The organism is Caproiciproducens galactitolivorans (assembly GCF_029266045.1).
GTDB classification, from domain to species: domain Bacteria; phylum Bacillota; class Clostridia; order Oscillospirales; family Acutalibacteraceae; genus Caproiciproducens; species Caproiciproducens galactitolivorans.
The window spans coordinates 1-17,743 of sequence record NZ_JAJUFJ010000020.1 but is presented as its reverse complement, the minus strand read 5'-3'; the positions used below and the strand labels follow the sequence as shown (position 1 = coordinate 17,743).

The window sequence follows — 17,743 nt, the reverse complement described above, 5'->3', positions numbered from 1 at the left end:
ATGAAATTGAACGTTATTTTCTTCGCCTAAAACGTTTTCGAAGAATTTTTACGCGTTATGATAAACTTGATATTATGTTCTGTGGTTTCATCTATTTCGCTATGATTATAGATGCAATTTTTTGTGTTAACAGACTCTAATCAAAGTGATTATAAGGAGGTATATACTACCTTTCCTTCAACTAAAGTCAGGCAGACTTTGATCGCCCGCATATTCTGCATGGATTCCGTAAAGACGTTCCCATCCAATACCGCAATGTCTGCCTTTTTCCCCTGCTCAAGGGTGCCGAGCTCTTTTTCACGGTAAAGATTGTATTGCCCGCCATAGGTCCAAGCGCGCATAACCTCACTTACCGTCAGAGTATTTTCTTTGTTAAAAGGCTCTCCGCCTTCTGGGAATTGCCCGCCGCAGGCATGGTAAATGGATTCCGGAATATCATCGATTAATAAAGGAAGATCCGTACCACAGGAAATTAAAACGCCGCTGTCCGCCATTTTGCGGCGGTTCCAGTAGTAGCGTCCGCGTTCCATTCCGATCTTTTCTTCAATCATTTCCAGCTTGCTCTTGCGATCCGCAATGGCCATAATTTGCGGATAAATTTCCGCAATCACCCCCAGCTTTCCCATCCGTTCCAAATCAGACGGATCGCTGAATTCCAGATCGGTGATGCTGTGGCGGTTTACCAGCTTGCCGTTTTCGCGTTTGCATTTTTCGTAAATATCGAGGACTTTGCAGATTGCCGCGTCTCCCTGCGCATGGAGTGAAAAACGGAAATTTTCCGCATCTGCCGCCAAGGTCTCCTTTTCAATTAGATCATAGTCGATTTCCTGAGCACAGCAGATGTTGGGAGCACAGCAGTAGGGCTCTTTCAAATCGCCGCACAACTGGCTGATAGAGCCGTCCGTCATCCGATTGTAGCCCGAAAAACGGACGTAATCGCCTTGAAAACGTTTTCTCATCTCCCGGCCATATGCAAGGTTCATACCGGCGCCGACCGGCTGGCTCATAAAGTTAACGCGCAAAGTCAATTCGTTCTTCTTTTCCAAGTCCTCCAGCACGTCTGTAAAGCCGTAAAAATCATCAAATCCCATTTCTTTTACGGAAGTTACGCCGCGGCTGTTCAGCATGGCCATATACTTTTTGAATTCCGGAACAATGAACGCACGGTCGCCCAGCACTTCACCCAAAAGCTTCCAATATGCTTCGGGATAACAGGTTTCCGGTGTAAACTGGTAAGTTTTTTCTGCTGCTTCGTTCATCCAGCAGGTTTCCTGCCCCTTTTCGAACAGAATCACCGGACGCCCCGCAAAGGCTTTATCCAACAGCGCGGGATCGGGATTTTTAACTTTTTCCGAATCCCACCCATGCCCAAGCAGCGCCTTTTCAAAAGGCTGTTCACAGGCATACCGCTTCATGATTTCAATTATTTCCTCCGCTGTGCCGGCGCAAGAAAGATCTGCGCCGACAAAACGCAGCACATACCCCGTAAAAAAGCAGTGTACATCTGCAAAGCCAGGACAAACCAATTTGTCGCCAAGTTCATATACAGCCGTATTCCGGTCAATATACTCCTCTTCTCCGTCGCTGCCCACAGCAAGAATTTTTCCGTCTGCAACAGCCACAAAGCCTGCCAACGGCTCTGGCGAAACAGCCGTATAAATACAATTCGATTTTAAAAGAATCTCTGCTTTTCCACTATTTGTCATTCTAGCACTCCCTCTTTAATCAATACGGTTTACATGAAAGGACTGTCCGACACAGGTGCGGTTACTGTGTTGACAGCAAAGGTAGATGGAAAATAATGAAGTGTTATATATAAGATTTAGCGTTTTTCATACCATTTACGCTTTTAAGATAGCATATATCCCTAAATTTTGCAATACAAATCTTAAAAGTTTTTATCAATTTGTAGAACTATTTCGTTGTGCGCAATAAAAATTTACAGTATATTATCATTCCCGATTGTATTTCAGACCATTTAAAAAAATAGAATAAAGTCCGGAATAATCCGTTGTTTGGTATGATAAATCTACTTCTGTGCTTATAACTCCGGTGAAAATTCTACAAAAATCGCGGCAAAAACCATCCGAAATCTTATTGACATTCCGAAAATGGAATGCTATTATGATTTTGCAAATGGTATGTAATTGTTATTAACTTATCTGCTTAAAGCCAAATTTACCGAGCTTTTAAACAAAAAACATAGAATTTGGAGGATGTATTATGCTTTGGACAGAAAAAATGTTTGGTGTAAAAAAACCGATCTTTGCAATGCTTCATCTGAAAGCATTGCCGGGCGACCCGAAATTTCGCTATGGTGACAGTATGAAAGCAGTTGTCGATCAGGCGCGCGCAGACCTGAAGGCATTGCAGGACGGCGGTGTGGATGGAATTATTTTCAGCAATGAATTCAGCCTCCCTTATCAGCGGAAAATGGATTTTGTTACGCCTGCGGCCATGGCCCGCGTCATCGGCGAACTGATGAGCGAAATCCGCGTGCCATACGGTGCGGACTGCATTTCCGACGGGCTTGCCAGCCTTGAGCTGGCCGCGGCGGTGGACGCAAAATTTATCCGCGGCACTTTCTGCGGCACTTACGTTGGCGACGGCGGGTTCTATGACAATGACTTCGCCTATTTGCTCCGCCGCAAAGCTGCTTTGCATCTGGACGACCTGAAGATGCTGTATTTCATCAACCCGGAATCCGACCATAACCTGGATACCCGCCCGCTGGCGGAGATTGCGAAATCGGTTGTGTTCAAGGCGTCGCCGGACGGGCTCTGCATTTCCGCTTCCGCAGCCGGGCAGGAGGTAAATGAAGAACTGATGAGCAGCGTGAAAAAAGCCGCGCCGGATGTTGCCGTAATCTGCAATACCGGGTGCCGCATTGATACAATTAAAGAAAAACTGAGGTATGCGGACGCTGCCGTTGTGGGCACAACCTTTAAGAAAAACGGCGATTTCTACAGCACCGTCGATTGTGACCGGGTTAAAGCCTTTATGAAGGTCGTGAAAGAATACCGTAAAGAGCTGTAAGTTGCGGGTGAAATATGAACCAAAAAATATTGGCTCTGGATCTTGACGGTACCGCTGTGAACGACAGCGGCAAACTGGGTGCTCTTTCCAAACAAGCGCTGATTTCCGCCCGCCAGCAAGGGCATATCCTTTGTTTTGTCACCGGCCGGCGGGATATTGATATGGTGCCTTTGGGCAAGGACGCCTGTTACGCCGACTATTTCATACTGAACAACGGCGGGAAAATCACCTCCGCTGCGGATGGGCGCGTGCTGAAAAATGATTTCACAGGCAAGGAAGATGCGCGGGCTTTGATTTCCTACTGCCTGCAAAAAGATTGTCAACTCCACATTTTCAGCGGAATGTACTGGGGCATCAATAAGATGACGCCGCGAACCCGAAAGTATGCGGAGGAACTGGGCCTGGAACCGGATTTTTACCATTCCCCCGAAGACGTGCAATGCGAAAATGTAGAAGGGTTTACTGTAACCGATGACGGCGAAAAAGTCCGCGCGTTTCTGGATAACTCGGATTTGGATTTGGAGTATGTTGCTTCCGAACCCGGCTGCCTCGATATTATGAAAAAAGGCATCAACAAGTGGAACGGGATAAAGGTCCTTGCCGACTTTCTTGCCATCCCGATAAGCCAAACGATTGCCGTGGGAAATTACGACAACGACATCGACATGCTGACCCACGCCGGGATCGGCATAGCGGTACAAAATGCCCTGCCGGATGTTAAGACAGCCGCGGATTATATTACTTTGAAGGATAATAACCATGACGCTGTTGCGGAAATTGTAGAAAAATTTCTTCTCTCCAACTCAAATTACCCTTAAATTTTTTTATGCATTAAAGTGGTATAATTTATATCTTGCTTATATAAACTATGAATTGTAAAAAATAAATAAATACGTGTCGTATCATTTAGATATTTTAACTCGTTGACGAATTAAAATCTTCGCGTTATACTTAATTTAGAGTAATTGGTTTAAAAAAATCAATTACATATCTAATATTTTAAAAAGGAGGCGTGAAAATGAAGGTCGCTGCAATCGGTGACAATTGTATCGACGTATACCCCCGTTTAGGGAAAAAGTATCCTACGGGCAATGCGGTTGACACCGGCGTAAACCTGCAGAAGCTGGGCATCCCAACTTCCATTATCAGCACTACTGGCGACGATGAAAACGGAAGATGGATGCTGAGTTGTCTGAATTCCGAAGGGCTCGACATCAGCCATCTAAAGGTTGGAAGGGGCCCGACAGCAATTACCTATATGGATATGAATGGTTTGGACCGCGTTCATGGGGAATATTGCGAAGGCGTTTTAGAAAACATTGTTTTCGATGAGGAAGATATCCGTTTTGCCGCCAGCCACGATCTTGTGCATACCGCCCTTTGGGGCAAGGCGGAAAAAGTTCTGCCGGAAATCAAAAAACACGGCGCAAAAATCAGCTTTGACTATGCAGACAGACTGGATCATGAGCTGGTTGAAACGACCCTTCCCTATGTCGATTACGGTTTCTATTCCTACAAGCAGCGGGATGAATTTATCGAAAACTTTTTGAAGGATAAAGTGAACCACGGAATGAAAATCGCGGTTTCCACCTTCGGAGAAAAAGGAAGCCTTGCATGGGATGGCAAAAGGTTCTATGAATTCGGCATCTTTCCCGCGAAAACCGTCAACACGGTTGGCGCGGGCGACAGCTTTATTGCAGGGTTCCTTTACGGTATCCTGACAAATATGCCGATCGAAAAGGCGCTGGAAAAAGGTGCGAAAATCGCCTCCGAAGTTGTCAGCGTTTTTGAACCTTGGGTTCAGAATAAATAACCATTTCCATACTTGTCCATTTCAAATATATTTTCCACCACTTTACACTTAACGTGCCTCCGGCACGAAATACGAACAGATAAGGATTGATTGTATGCTTAACATTGACAAAAGCAAGGTTGATTTCCTTGTAACCGCAAATATGGTCAAAGAAGTAGAAAACCTGATGGCAAATGACTTTCCGAAGCTCGACAAAATCGTAGCGAAGATGGTTGAACGCAAAATTGACCGCGTCTACTTCGTGGCCTGCGGCTCTCCCCTCTGTGCCTGCCAGACAGCTCAGATGCTGTTTGAAAAGTACTCCGACATCCCCTGCAAATCTTACAGCGGCTGGGATTTCCTTGATCAAACCCCGAATAAGCTGGATGAGCACTCCATGGTCATCGGCATAAGTCATTACGGCAAAACTGAAGAAGTCTACAACAGCATTAAGCGCGCGCGTGAAGCCGGTGCGTTAACGCTCGGTGTGACCCGCGATCAGGAAGGCACGCCTTTAAGCAAAGAAGCGGAATACGTCCTCGGCTACGGCGCAGAATGCATTTGGGAAATTCACCTGCTGGTCAGCTATTACATTGCCTGCAAATACATCAATGCAATCAAGGAAAATGAAGAAATCAGCAAAATCCTTACAGACATGCCGAAGCTGCCCAAAGTTTTGGGAGAACTCGTCGTTTCCCAGGAAGAAAAATCAAAGGAACTCGGTATCCGCGCAAGCAAATGGCCCTTCATTTATACGGTTGCCGCCGGCCCTATGCTGCCGCTCGCTTATAAAGAGGGCGTCATCACCATGATGGAATTCACATGGACGCACGGCTGCATGCTGAACAGCGCCGAATTCCGCCACGGCCCACTAGAAATCGTGGAAAAGGGTGTTCCGTACGTATTCATGCTTGGCACCGACGAGTCCCGACATACAACCGAGCGCACGATTAATTTCGTGAAAAAGTTCACCGAGGATTATATTGTATTTGATTATAAGGATCTGAACGTGGACCTGCACCCAATGCTCGCCCCGATGGTGCTGTTCGTGCCTCTCGAGTACTTCTATTATTATCTCTCCATCAGCAAGGATCATAACCCGGATGACAGGCGTTACTACGGCGGATTGGTACAATATTAACCGAATGCAACTGTAACGCTTGCTTACAAAAAACCGTTTGCTCTGTACCCGCATTGTAAACGGTTTTTTTACGCGGCTAGTTTAGCATATTTACTAAATTTAAATTCTAAACGGAGGAAATTTCATGAAAATAGGTATGTTTACATCCGGTTATCAGCGCAATCCCATGGAAGATATTTTCAAAGACGCGAAGCGGTTCGGCTACGATTACATTGAGCTTTGGGGAGGCCGTCCCCACGCTTTTGCCCCAGATTTAAAGGCCGGCGGCATCCGGCAGATCAAAGAGCTGATCGACAAATACGAAATACCGGTAATAGGCTATACCCCGGAACATAACGCTTATCCATATAACTACATGATCGGTACGGAGGCCATGCGCCGCGAGTCCATAGAATACCTGAAGCTCTCCATGGATATGGCCAAGGAAATGGGCGCCAACTTTACCCTCATCTCCTGCGGGCACGCGGGATACAACGCGACCACACAGGAAATTTGGGATCGGCTGATCCTCTCCCTGCGCGAATTAACCGAACACGCGGAAAAAATCCAGCATAAGCTCGTTGTGGAAGCCTTGACGCCCTATGAATCCAACGTATGCAAGAGCGCTAACGACCTTGCGGAAATATTCCGGCTAATTCCGTCCGAATTTCTAGTCGGCATGTGCGATATTGTCCCGCCCTATGTGCAGCAGGAAAGCATTATGGCTTATTTCGATAAGCTTGGCGAAAAGATGTATCACATGCATGTCATTGACAATGACGGCGCAAGCGACACGCACATCATGCCGGGCGAAGGGCAAATGCCTTTAAAGGAAATGATGGAAGAATTGAAGGAAATCAATTATCAGGGAACCATGACGATCGAACTTGTAACCTCTTATATCAACGAACCGCGTTTCTACGCCCGCCGCGCAATCAACAACATAAAGGACTTATTAAAATAGCAAGCTACATTTTTTGGGGGTATGTAGATCAGAAAGCATACCCCCGTTCTATTTATCGTGAGAAAGGATTTTAAGGATGTTTATCGATATTCATGTACATCCGGCTTTTTTTGAACCGATTAACACCGAGGAAGAACAAACGGAATTCCGCCATAATGCATTGGACATCCATCGCAACGGCACAGCCCCTTTAGAGCACATTTTTAACCAAATGCGCTGCGCCGGCCTGGACAGGCTCTGCCTCCTGCCGGAGGACTACACCACCACCGCAGGGCGCGCGGTGGTGACCAACGAGGAAATTCGCAGCCTTGTCGACATGGCGCCGGATAAATTCATCGGCTTTGCAAGCGTTGACCCACTAGCCGACGACTGCTGCGAGAAGCTGGAGCATGCTTTTGCCGACCTGAGATTAAAAGGCTTGAAGCTTCACCCTTCCAGGCAATGGTTTTATCCAAGCGATGAGAGGCTGGAACAAATCTATCAGATTTGTGAAAAATACAATAAGCCGATTCTGTTCCACAGCGGCCTTTCATGGGAACCGGACACCCTGAGCAAATACGCAAAGCCCATGGAATTTGAAGAACTCGCTTACCGCCATCCGAAGCTGCGGATCTGCCTTGCGCATTTCGGCTGGCCATGGGTGCAGGAAACCGCCATGCTGATGGTCAAATTTCCAAATGTATACGCCGATACCAGCTTTTTGTATTTTGATTGTGCAAAGGAATTTTACTTCCGCGTACTCACGCAGGACCTTCCCGTAACATGGATCGACCGCAGCCTGCGTCATCAGGTGATGTTCGGGAGCAACAACCCGCGCTTTGAACAGATACGGATGGCACAGGCAATTCAGGAACTTGACTTCCGGGAAAGTACGCTGGAACTGATCAAGGGTGAAAACGCGATTGAATTTTTAGGCGGACTGGATTAAGCTTCATCCTCCGCGAAAGGAATGATATGGAAAGATGGTTATTTATAAAAGCTTTTCATTGCTGACAACACAATACAACGACCTGATCCGGATTACCGATGAGATAGAAAAAGCAGTAGCCGAAAGCGGCATCAAAAACGGAATCGTCACGGTTATTACCAAGCACACGACAACAGGAATTACGGTGAACGAATCGCTGGAATGTCTGGAGAGCGATATTGACACCTTCCTGAAAAGGCTCGTGCCGGAGGATTATCCCTACGTCCACGCCAGAATGCTGAGAAGTTACGGTTCTACTGCGGGCAATCCAACCGGACATTTAAAAGCACACCTTACTGGGAATCACTGCGTTTTCCCAATTGTGAATAGTGAAATGGTAAAAGGCGATGCCCAAGATGTATACTTCTGCGAGTTCGACGGTCCGGCAAAGCGCACGATCAGTATCAGCATTCTTGGCGAGTGATTTTCGGACGGGTTTCATAAATTTTACCAAATTATCAAGATAAAACAGAATGTTTATTATGGATTTTAGAAAAAATAAGGAATATTCTGCATAGTATTGGTATAATATAATCCATTTCAACATTAATAGATCTTTAGTTATAATTACAATTCTATCGGTTTTCTTTCATTTAACATGACGAATTTATTGATATTTTATATTTTTTCCCTTTTTTAATTGACAACTTTTATCGTATATGCTATTCTTTTTGTGAAGTGGTATGGAAAATATGTTGTGTTATGTATTTTAGCGTTGTTTCTGCGAAAAAACGGGAATAACAAGAAACGGCCGCAGCCGGAAGCGGTTCCGCTTTGCGGCCAATCAAGAAAGGGGAATAATCCATGTCTACAAAAGAAAAATCAGGCAATACAGCCCCGGATAATCAGGACCTGAAGCGTAAACTTGGTCTTAGCGCAGCCGTTGCGCTGTCCGTAGGCACCACAATCGGCTCCGGCATCTTTTCTTCCCTTCAAACAGTTGCCGCGGCAGCAGGTTGTGCAGCATTTACCATTCTGGCTTTCGTTATCGGCGGGCTAATGCAGGTTCCGGCAAATCTTTGCTACGCAGAGCTTGCCACAGCCTATCCGGAAGACGGCGGCCAATACGTTTACTTCCGCGAAGCGGGTTCCCGCCCGCTGGCCTTCCTCTGCGGCTGGATCAGCTTCTGGGCAACCGACCCTCCGTCCATTTCCATTATGGCGATTGCCATCGCAAATTACCTTGCTTACTTCACAAACTTTTCAGGCCTCACGACGAAATTTGTCGCCACCGGTTTGGTGCTGATCTTTATGTTTGTGCATTTGCGCAGCGTGGAAGGCGGCGGTAAATTCCAGTCTTTTATCACCGCGTTTAAAATCCTCCCCTTCGCTCTTCTAATTGGTATCGGCTTATTCTATATCAAAGGCAACTATATTTCCGCCCCGGCCCTTGCGGGCGCTCCGGTTGGAATGACGGCTCTGCTGGCCGGCATTTCCGCCACTACATGGTCTTTCGATGGAATGGGCGCTGTCTGTTACATGACCGGCGAAATTAAGGAACCGAAAAAGACAATGCCGCGCGCTTTGATCATCTCCGTTATTACCGTAACCGTGCTTTATGTACTGCTCAGCACCGTTGCCACCGGGTTGCTTCCGCTGAAAGCTCTTGCCGAAAGCGACGCACCGGTAGCGCTGGCAGCCTCTCAGATCCCGTTAATTGGCGATGCAGCCGGCACAATCACAGCAATCATGGCCATTATCGTCATCATCGGCTCTTTGTCAAGCTGCATTATGTTCCAGCCCCGCATTGAGTACGCAATGGCGAAGGACGGCCTGTTCTTTAAATCCTTTGCAAAGGTTCATCCAAAGTGGGAAACCCCGTACTTTTCCATTCTGGTTCAATGCGCAGTTGCAATCGTTCTGATCTTCGCTTCCAGCCTGTCCGACCTGCTCGGCTACTTCACCCTTATTGCGCTGCTGAAAAACTTCATGACATTCGGCACTATCTTTGTCTTGCGCCGCAAAAAAGGATATGACCCGCTGTGGAAAATGCCCTGCGGCTATCTGATGGCCAGCATCGCAATGTTTATGACTGGAACGCTGATCGTTTCCACTTTCCTGTGGGCACCCATTCCCGGTTTAATCTGCGCAGCACTAGTTGTTGTAACCGGTTTGCCGGTCTTTTATTACTGGGATAAAAAAAATAACGTTTCAACAGAAAAAGCCGAATAAGCTTTATCGTAAACGATTCCCCCCTATGCTTGAAGGAATTTCCAAGTATAGGGGGTTTCGGAAAATGTACAGACATTCATTTTTTTCTTCCCAAATCGCTGTAAAAGTGGTATAATTTGTAAAACAATATATGTACCAAATCAAATGCTACGAAATTATATATTTATACCATATCGATTTAGGAGGAAATCCCATGACCAGCGAATTTCGCAGCCGTCCCAGAGACGAAGCCACAGAAAAAATTGAATGCTATATCATTGAACATAAACTTCCGCCCCATTCCAAGCTGCCTTCCGAGCGTGACATGTGCAAAATGTGGAATTTTAACCGTACAACGCTGCGAAGCGCGATCGAACGGTTGATTACAGAAGGAAAGCTGTACCATCGGAAAGGCTCCGGCACCTTTACCGCCAGCCCCAAGCTGATCCGTAATCTGCAGGATTTGAAACCCTTTTCCCACGTCGTGGCAGAAGCGGGCAAAAGGCTTACTACCCAGGTGATTTCCGCGCTTGTAATCGAAAGCAACAAGCAGATTACAAAAATGCTGCACCTGCCCTTGGGGCATAAAGTTTATGAGCTGACCCGCCTGCGCATTGTGGACGGGGAACCCGTGATTGTTGAAACCTGTTACGTGGACTTTGAGCGGTTTCCTGAACTAATCCATCACGATTTCGGTCAGGAATCCTTTTACGGGGTATTGGAAAACGATTACGGCGTCTGCATTGTAAAAGGCGAGGAAAAAATCGCTATTACCTATACGACCCCCGAAGAGTCCGAATACCTGAAAATTGAGGAAGAATCCCCCGTCTTTTTACTGACAGGGGTGGTAAAAGACGAAGAGGATGTCCCGATAGAATATTTTAAATCGGTTGTAAGGGCAGACTCGGTTCGTTTTGCGAGTGTGCTCACCCGATAGATTGGAGCATGAAAAATGAAAATAGCAGCAGTCGGCGACAACTGTATGGATGTTTACGAGAATTTAGGAAAAGCATTTCCGGGCGGTAACCCGGTAAACGTGGCTGTTTATTCGGTTCGCCTTGGCGGCGAGGCCTCTTACACCGGCGTAGTTGGCAACGATAAATACGGTAAAATCATGATCGATGCGCTAAATGCCAAGGGCGTAGACACATCTCACGTGAAGGTACTGCCGGGAAACACCGCGATTACACAGGTAGAATTGATTGACGGCGAGCGTGTGTTCGGCGATTATGACGAAGGCGTTTTAGCTCAGTTCAAGCTTTCCGACGAGGATATCGAATTTCTCTGCAGTCAAGACATGGTCGTTACCGGGCTGTGGGGCAAGATTGAAAACGACCTGTATAAAATCAAGGCAAAGGGAACCCCAATCGCCTTTGATTTTGCAAATAAACTGGACGACCCCGTCATTGAAAAGGCAATCTATCATGTCGATTACGCATTCTTTGCTTCCGATGACGGCGACACAGATTTCATCCGCAATTATATGAAAAAAATGCACGCGAAGGGGCCGAAAATCGTAACTGTTACTTTAGGGGACAAGGGCAGCATTGCCTATGACGGCGAGAAATTCACCACCTTCGGAATTGTACCCTGCGACGTAAAAGATACAATGGGCGCGGGCGACAGCTATATTGCCGGTTTCCTGAGGGGAATCCTTCAGGGAAAAGAACTGAAAGAATGCATGCACATGGGCGCGGCCAACAGCAGTATAACTTTGCAATACAACGGCGCATGGTAATCTTTCGGTAATCATTTCAAATAGGAAAGGAAGCAGAAATTCCTTTCTCCCTCCCTTGGCGGGGAAACGGAATCGATTCTACAGTATTTAGAAATTGCTATCTATTATGATTCGTTGAAGGAAGGAGTTGGCATAAATGAGTGTGACGGAAGAAAAAATTAGTTATCAGTCCCCTATTTATTTGCAGCTGCGGGAGGTTGTCCGCACGAAAATTGAAGACGGGGAATATCTGCCCGGCACCGCCATTCCCTCTGAAAATGAGCTGGCTGAAACATACGGTATCAACCGGCTGACCGTTCGCAACGCCATTGACGCGCTTGTCCACGAGGGACTTCTGAAACGGGTGCAGGGTAAGGGTGTTTATGTCATGGGCGCAAAGGTTGAGCGCGACCTGGAAACACTAGGCGGATTTACGCAAACCATGCGTTCCAAGAACACCCATCCCACCACAAAGGTTCTGACAAAGGCACTGCGGGACGCCGGCGGCAAATACAGCCTGATTTTCGGGATCAAACCGGAAGATAAGCTGTACTACATCAAGCGCATCTGCTACGCGGACAACGAATCGATCTCCATAGAGGAAATTTTGATCCCGCAATACATTGTGCCGAAGCTGGAGGGAATTGATCTCTCCGTCTTCGGGATTTATGAGGTATATGATTTTTACGGAGTGAATCTCAAACGCGCCTACCAGACGCTGGACCTTGCCAAGCTGGAGCCAAAGGACGCGCGGATGATGGGGATTGATGCGTCAGAGCCGGTTTTTTTATTTAAATGCACCAGCTACGACGATAAAAACCGCGTAATCGAATTTACCCGCACTTATACACGAAGCGATAAATGCAATTTTTACGTACACTTCTATAAATAAGGGATTCACCCCTTCCTTTCCTCTTTGCTATTGCGAATGCCACACGAAAACAGATAAAAAGAGGTATAGAAATGAACAAAACATATTTTATGGGAATTGACACCGGAACTTTTGAAAGCAAAGGTGTAATTATCGATAATGAATGCAATGTAATCGCAACCCACGCCGCAGCACACGGTATGGAAAATCCAAAACCAAACTACTTTGAGCATGACGCCGACAAGGTATGGTGGCATGATTTCTGCCTGATCAGTAACGCGCTTTTGCAGAAAAGCGGCTTAGACCCAAAGGATATTCGGGCTATTGGCGCAAGCGCGCTGGGCGCAGACTGCCTGCCTGTTGACAAGGATTGCAACCCGCTGCGCAAAGCAATTCTATACGGCATTGACGCACGGGCCACCAAAGAAATGGAATGGCTGACGGAATACTACGGTGAAGACCAGATCAAAGCATGGTACGGCCGCCCGCTTTGCTCTTCCGACGTTATGCCGAAAATCCTCTGGATTAAGAATAATGAGCCGGAAGTTTACGCAAAAGCCCATAAATTCCTAACCGGCTCCAGCTTTATAACCGCAAAGCTCACCGGCAAATTTACCGTAGACCGTTTTCTTGGTCTTGCCAGCTTTAATCCGCTCTATCATTCGGACGGCACGCCGAATCCGGAAACCTGCAAGCCAATCTGCCGCCCCGACCAACTGGCAGATGTGATGAACACCGTAGATATCGCCGGTCACGTTACGGCAAAGGCCGCAAAGGAAACCGGGCTTGCCGAAGGAACCCCCGTTATCGTCGGAACGGACGATTCGGGCGCCGAGGCAATCAGCACCGGCGTTCTGCAGCCCGGGGATATGATGTTACAGTTCGGCTCCTCCATTTACATGATCCTCTGTACTGACAAACTGGTAAACGACGACCGTATCTGGCGCGAGGAATTCATTGTTCCGGGTACCTTTGACGTTTCCGCCGGCACAAACGCGGCCGGTACGCTGACGCGCTGGTATCGGGACAATATCTTTACCGACTGCCTTAAAGCGGAAAAGGAAACAGGCGTGAATGCGTATTCATCCATGATGGAAGGCATCGACAAGATTCCGATCGGCTGCGACGGGTTAATTACCCTGCCCTATTTTGCAGGCGAGCGTACGCCAATCAATGATCCGCTTGCGAAAGGGATGCTGTTTGGCCTTACGCTTTCGCATACGAGGCAGCATATGTACCGCTCCACACTGGAAGCCGTGGGTTACTCTATTAACCAGCACTTCAAAATTTTTGAAGAAGACAAAGTTCAAATTAACAAAATTATGGCTGTAGGCGGCGGAACAAAAAATCCGGGCTGGATGCAGATTGTCGCGGACATTACCGGCAAGACGATCGCAACCGCCGGCGTGACCATCGGAGCCAGTTTCGGCGATGCCATGATGGCCGCCATGGGTATCCATTTCTTTGACAGCTTTGCTGATTTGGCAAAGAAAATCAAGCCCGGCATTACCTATACGCCGAATATGGAAAATCATGAAAAATATAAAAAATATCAAAAGCTGTTTGATGAATTGTATCTTGCAACCAAAGATTTAATGCACCAGTTATAAGCTTTCCGCTCCGCCTGCCCCGGCTATGGCGGCGGCTCCAAGAAGCAAACGCGTTTTTACCGCCTCCATAAGGAATATAAACCCGCATGAACTGCATCGTGTTCATGCGGGTTTTATCATTGTATAATTTATAAATACGGCCGTATATCAACGGAAAGCTGTTCCTCGGACTGGATGAGCTTTTTCGTAATATCTTTCACTTGTTCATCCGCCGCTTTATATTCATTTAAATAACGGCTCAATGATTTCACACCCATATTGCACCCTTCGGTAATTAAATCCGCTGCAGTCTGATCCGTCGGACTCATGGCAAGCTTTGCGTTGGTCTTTATCCAAGACATTCCTTTTGCCAGTGAACCGGGCTCTTCCCCACCGTCTCCATATTCATTCAATAAGCGGTGTGTTTCATTGCCCAGTTCCTCATGCAGATGCTTACAATCAATTAAAGCCTGTCCAAACTGCTGGTCTTTTACCTTTGGTAAAACCTCGTTGATTGAGCTTACCGCCATTTTGATTCCTGCATTGCACTCATTTAATAATTTTATCGTATCGTCGTTAACCATCGTTCCACCTCCTTCCGATGCAAAATTAGTATGCCCTTATCATCCCTTTTTCTCCCCACCATATTGAATTGTCACGTTCGGGTCGTGCTTTCTTTCCATGACATGCCGGGCTTTACGGTTGGTTACTGTGTCGAAAAGAATTGAAAAATCGTAATCCGGCGGATACAGTTCACTTGCCTGTGTTTTTAGGCGAAGCCTTTTCTGGTTAACCCATTTTTTAATGCCTTTGATTTGCACACCGACTTCTCCGCGCTCGTTCATTGGATGAAATACGATTCCGATTTCCCGACGTGGAAAAACGATCACACTGTCCCCCAGTTCATATTTCTGCGTATTGGAAACCGCCTGCGGCTTATGTTTTTTAATTGTGGGAACCGGCGGCAAAACTGTTTCATTCTTGTTATCCTCAAAATCCGGCTGAAATGCGGCAATCGCCTCTGCCCGCCGACGATCCCGGTAAGCTTCCTGATAAGCCCGTTCCAACAAACGGGAGGGAAGTCCTAAGCGTTTTGCAATGTAGAGCGCACAACTCTCCCCGGCTCTGCCAATCTCCAGCCGATAGGTAGGACGAAGCGTTTCCCTGTCAAATGCCATACTCGCGTTGATCATCCCTGGTGCAGACTCCGCGTAATCCTTCACCTCCGGGTAATGCGTGGTTACGATAAACAGACAGCCCCTGCTGCTCAGTTCCTCCAATACCGCAATGGCAATCCCCATCCCTTCCGCCGGGTCGGTTCCGGAACCCAGCTCATCCAACAGAACCAAGCTTTCCCGCGTCGCGTGCCGAAGGATATCAATAATACGAGTCATGTGGGCAGAAAACGTAGACAGGTTCTCCGAGATGCTCTGCCCATCCCCTATGTCGCACAGATACGCGTTATTCATACTGAGGACGCTGGACGCATCTGCTGGAATGTGCAGGCCGCTCTGCGCCATCATCGAGAGTAATCCAACGGTTTTCAACGCGACAGTTTTTCCTCCGGTATTCGGTCCGGTGATTACCACGCCCAAACAGCTTTCGCCTAATTCAAAATTCAGAGGAACACAGGCTTTCCGGTCAATAAGCGGGTGCCTGCCGTTTTGAATCGATATTTTCCGTTCGGAAGAAATGCAAACCGGATGGGCATCCATCTGCGCGCTGAGCTTTGCTTTTGCAAATACATAATCCAATGTTTCCATCGCTTCCATATTCCGTTTCAAGTCCGGACTGTATTCATCAACCAATGCGGTTAGAGTAAAAAGAACTTTTCTTACTTCGTTATCTTCTTCAATTTGCAGTAAAGAAAGTTCCTCCTGCAATTTCGTTACTGCGGACGGTTCCATAAAGTACGTTCCTCCGCTTCCCGATACGCCCAGTATGCTTCCGCTGATTTGATTTTTATGCTCTTTTTTTACGGGGAGGGCAAACCGCCCGTTGCGCGTAAAGATAATCGAATCTGAAAACCATTGTTTTTTTCTATTCAGAATATCATTTAGTTTTGTCTGTACTTGTGCCTTTACGTTCTCAATTTTCCGGCGAAGATCGCGCAGGGCGGGGCTTGCGTCGCTGTCCACCTGATCATTCCGGATACACCGGTCAATTTCCTGCCGGAGTTCCGTCAAATCAGCCATGCTGTTCCCATAGCAGGCAATCGTACTTTCCAGCTCTTCCGCTTTTTTAAGGTAGGATTTCACCCTGTTGCAAGACACAATAAACTGCACAACCGAGATAAGCTGTTCGGGAACCAACATGGAACCTGTTTTCGAAAGCGTCAGGATTTCCTCAATCTGTGTCATGGCTGTCAGCGGAGGCGTTCCGCATACGTCTAAAATCCTCCTCCCCGCAGTAGTTTCTTCCATTTTTCGTACACATTCTCTCTCATCCAAACAAGGAGATAACTCCGCTAATTTGCCGCGTGCGCGCTCCGACATGGCGTTTTCGCAAAGCATTTTCTTTACTCTGGTAAATTCTAATATAATTTCTGTTGTATTCATTTTGTTACTCCATAAAATTAGATAATAAAAGCCCACAGGAATCATCCGCCGTCCTTTCAAAAAAACAGATTAACCAGAGTTCCCATCTTCATACTGGAAGGTCAAAGAAGGCAATTTTGTTTTCTGTTTCATCGGAAAATGGCAGAATGCTCCTGTGGGCATTATCATCCAAACAAAAAAGCATAACGGGACAATCCCATTATGCTCCTAGATCAGATAAAATGATAATCTCTTTTATCTGGCAATATATAACTGGATGGTTATATTACGGCAATAAACCGTATGGAAGCAATCTGTAAGGGCGGAAGTCCGACGGTGCAAGTATAGAAAACCCGTACCGCTAAAAGGCATAGCAAACACGCGGAATAACCGCTTATTGCTCACCTTCTACAACTATTTAGTTGTTTTTCACCTTTACAGACAGCGCCGACATCAAAACCAACCTTCCTAATTTTAAATTATGAGAATACTATACCATTCCTTTTTCCAGATGTCAATACGAAACTCTTTGTTACTGGAACAGAATGGTTAAACGAATTTGAATATTTCTTGCGTGGAGAAGAAATTCCTATAGTCCTAAATTTTACCCTACACAATTTTTGACTTGCATAATTTCAAAACATCTTATAAATTCTTGTAATATAATGTAATCAAGAGAAAAAAGAAAACCGCACCAAACAGCTGATAAATGGCTATCTGATGCGGTTTTTTCGTGGTGGGCCATCAAGGACTCGAACCTTGGACCGACCGGTTATGAGCCGGTTGCTCTAACCAACTGAGCTAATGGCCCGAGCAAAAAGTTACCGCCGCTAATTTAATAACGGCGGCTTTACTTTTCTGGCTCCCCAAGTTGGACTCGAACCAACGACCCTGCGGTTAACAGCCGCATGCTCTACCGACTGAGCTATTGAGGAATATTTGTGTTGGCACCTTCCTATTGTCCCGGGCCGTTGCCAGCCAAGTATCTTCGGCATCGAT

At 46.7% G+C, this 17,743-nt stretch carries 15 protein-coding genes and 2 tRNA genes; 12 read left to right on the top strand and 5 right to left on the bottom strand.

Features of this window, described 5'->3' with window-relative positions; genetic code table 11:
* Nucleotides 1-149 precede the first annotated feature (149 nt).
* The gene (locus tag P9B68_RS11440) at nt 150-1,706 is read right to left on the bottom strand and encodes an amidohydrolase (RefSeq protein WP_135660954.1); all 1,557 of its coding nucleotides are present in this window, start codon (nt 1,704-1,706) and stop codon (nt 150-152) included.
* Nucleotides 1,707-2,223: 517 nt separating this feature from the next.
* Between P9B68_RS11440 and P9B68_RS11435 the strand changes: the two genes are divergently transcribed.
* From P9B68_RS11435 to P9B68_RS11380, 12 genes are all read left to right on the top strand, one after another.
* Nucleotides 2,224-3,036, top strand: coding sequence for a BtpA/SgcQ family protein (locus P9B68_RS11435; protein ID WP_135660952.1), 813 nt, complete (start codon nt 2,224-2,226; stop codon nt 3,034-3,036).
* A gap of 14 nt (nt 3,037-3,050) precedes the next feature.
* Nucleotides 3,051-3,854 carry a Cof-type HAD-IIB family hydrolase gene (locus tag P9B68_RS11430; RefSeq protein ID WP_277669090.1) on the top strand — a complete coding sequence of 268 codons (804 nt, stop codon included), beginning with the start codon at nt 3,051-3,053 and terminating at the stop codon, nt 3,852-3,854.
* 200 nt (nt 3,855-4,054) lie between these two features.
* Nucleotides 4,055-4,849, top strand: coding sequence for a fructoselysine 6-kinase (gene frlD / locus P9B68_RS11425; RefSeq protein WP_277669089.1), 795 nt, complete (start codon nt 4,055-4,057; stop codon nt 4,847-4,849).
* A 94-nt stretch (nt 4,850-4,943) separates the two neighbouring features.
* Nucleotides 4,944-5,969, top strand: coding sequence for a fructoselysine 6-phosphate deglycase (gene frlB / locus P9B68_RS11420; RefSeq protein WP_135660945.1), 1,026 nt, complete (start codon nt 4,944-4,946; stop codon nt 5,967-5,969).
* A 124-nt stretch (nt 5,970-6,093) separates the two neighbouring features.
* The gene (frlC, locus tag P9B68_RS11415) at nt 6,094-6,912 is read left to right on the top strand and encodes a fructoselysine 3-epimerase (RefSeq protein WP_135660943.1); all 819 of its coding nucleotides are present in this window, start codon (nt 6,094-6,096) and stop codon (nt 6,910-6,912) included.
* Nucleotides 6,913-6,988: 76 nt separating this feature from the next.
* Nucleotides 6,989-7,840 (top strand): amidohydrolase family protein, encoded by an 852-nt coding sequence (locus tag P9B68_RS11410; protein ID WP_135660941.1) that lies wholly within the window; start codon nt 6,989-6,991, stop codon nt 7,838-7,840.
* 34 nt (nt 7,841-7,874) lie between these two features.
* Nucleotides 7,875-8,303 carry a secondary thiamine-phosphate synthase enzyme YjbQ gene (locus P9B68_RS11405; protein ID WP_135660939.1) on the top strand — a complete coding sequence of 143 codons (429 nt, stop codon included), beginning with the start codon at nt 7,875-7,877 and terminating at the stop codon, nt 8,301-8,303.
* 380 nt (nt 8,304-8,683) lie between these two features.
* Nucleotides 8,684-10,051, top strand: a complete 1,368-nt coding sequence (locus tag P9B68_RS11400; protein ID WP_135660937.1) for an amino acid permease — start codon at nt 8,684-8,686, stop codon at nt 10,049-10,051.
* Nucleotides 10,052-10,244: 193 nt separating this feature from the next.
* Nucleotides 10,245-10,967 (top strand): GntR family transcriptional regulator, encoded by a 723-nt coding sequence (locus P9B68_RS11395; RefSeq protein WP_135660935.1) that lies wholly within the window; start codon nt 10,245-10,247, stop codon nt 10,965-10,967.
* Between the two features lie 15 nt (nt 10,968-10,982).
* Complete coding sequence (gene frlD, locus P9B68_RS11390) at nt 10,983-11,768, top strand: fructoselysine 6-kinase (RefSeq protein WP_135660933.1); 786 nt, start codon at nt 10,983-10,985, stop codon at nt 11,766-11,768.
* Nucleotides 11,769-11,904: 136 nt separating this feature from the next.
* Entirely contained in the window at nt 11,905-12,639 is a 735-nt protein-coding gene (locus P9B68_RS11385) for a GntR family transcriptional regulator (protein WP_135660931.1), read from the top strand.
* A gap of 71 nt (nt 12,640-12,710) precedes the next feature.
* Complete coding sequence (locus P9B68_RS11380) at nt 12,711-14,228, top strand: FGGY-family carbohydrate kinase (RefSeq protein WP_135660929.1); 1,518 nt, start codon at nt 12,711-12,713, stop codon at nt 14,226-14,228.
* 128 nt (nt 14,229-14,356) lie between these two features.
* On the opposite strand, the gene P9B68_RS11375 is transcribed toward P9B68_RS11380, so the two are convergent.
* The 4 genes from P9B68_RS11375 to P9B68_RS11360 form a co-directional block, all read right to left on the bottom strand.
* Nucleotides 14,357-14,791, bottom strand: a complete 435-nt coding sequence (locus P9B68_RS11375; protein WP_135660927.1) for a hypothetical protein — start codon at nt 14,789-14,791, stop codon at nt 14,357-14,359.
* A 39-nt stretch (nt 14,792-14,830) separates the two neighbouring features.
* On the bottom strand, nt 14,831-16,765 hold the full coding sequence (locus P9B68_RS11370; protein ID WP_277669088.1) for an endonuclease MutS2: 1,935 nt from the start codon (nt 16,763-16,765) through the stop codon (nt 14,831-14,833).
* 713 nt (nt 16,766-17,478) lie between these two features.
* Nucleotides 17,479-17,555: transfer RNA gene (locus tag P9B68_RS11365), tRNA-Ile, on the bottom strand.
* A gap of 48 nt (nt 17,556-17,603) precedes the next feature.
* Nucleotides 17,604-17,679, bottom strand: a tRNA-Asn gene (locus P9B68_RS11360).
* Nucleotides 17,680-17,743: the final 64 nt, after the last annotated feature.

Excerpts from the sequence above, each read along its gene's own strand:
- P9B68_RS11440 (WP_135660954.1), bottom strand. The coding sequence starts at position 1,706 with ATGACAAATAGTGGAAAAGCAGAGATTCTTTTAAAATCGAATTGTATT.
- P9B68_RS11400 (WP_135660937.1), top strand. The coding sequence starts at position 8,684 with ATGTCTACAAAAGAAAAATCAGGCAATACAGCCCCGGATAATCAGGAC.
- P9B68_RS11385 (WP_135660931.1), top strand. The coding sequence starts at position 11,905 with ATGAGTGTGACGGAAGAAAAAATTAGTTATCAGTCCCCTATTTATTTG.
- frlB (WP_135660945.1), top strand. The coding sequence starts at position 4,944 with ATGCTTAACATTGACAAAAGCAAGGTTGATTTCCTTGTAACCGCAAAT.
- frlD (WP_135660933.1), top strand. The coding sequence starts at position 10,983 with ATGAAAATAGCAGCAGTCGGCGACAACTGTATGGATGTTTACGAGAAT.
- P9B68_RS11435 (WP_135660952.1), top strand. The coding sequence starts at position 2,224 with ATGCTTTGGACAGAAAAAATGTTTGGTGTAAAAAAACCGATCTTTGCA.
- P9B68_RS11405 (WP_135660939.1), top strand. The coding sequence starts at position 7,875 with ATGGTTATTTATAAAAGCTTTTCATTGCTGACAACACAATACAACGAC.
- P9B68_RS11430 (WP_277669090.1), top strand. The coding sequence starts at position 3,051 with ATGAACCAAAAAATATTGGCTCTGGATCTTGACGGTACCGCTGTGAAC.
- frlC (WP_135660943.1), top strand. The coding sequence starts at position 6,094 with ATGAAAATAGGTATGTTTACATCCGGTTATCAGCGCAATCCCATGGAA.
- frlD (WP_277669089.1), top strand. The coding sequence starts at position 4,055 with ATGAAGGTCGCTGCAATCGGTGACAATTGTATCGACGTATACCCCCGT.
- P9B68_RS11410 (WP_135660941.1), top strand. The coding sequence starts at position 6,989 with ATGTTTATCGATATTCATGTACATCCGGCTTTTTTTGAACCGATTAAC.
- P9B68_RS11370 (WP_277669088.1), bottom strand. The coding sequence starts at position 16,765 with ATGAATACAACAGAAATTATATTAGAATTTACCAGAGTAAAGAAAATG.
- P9B68_RS11380 (WP_135660929.1), top strand. The coding sequence starts at position 12,711 with ATGAACAAAACATATTTTATGGGAATTGACACCGGAACTTTTGAAAGC.
- P9B68_RS11395 (WP_135660935.1), top strand. The coding sequence starts at position 10,245 with ATGACCAGCGAATTTCGCAGCCGTCCCAGAGACGAAGCCACAGAAAAA.
- P9B68_RS11375 (WP_135660927.1), bottom strand. The coding sequence starts at position 14,791 with ATGGTTAACGACGATACGATAAAATTATTAAATGAGTGCAATGCAGGA.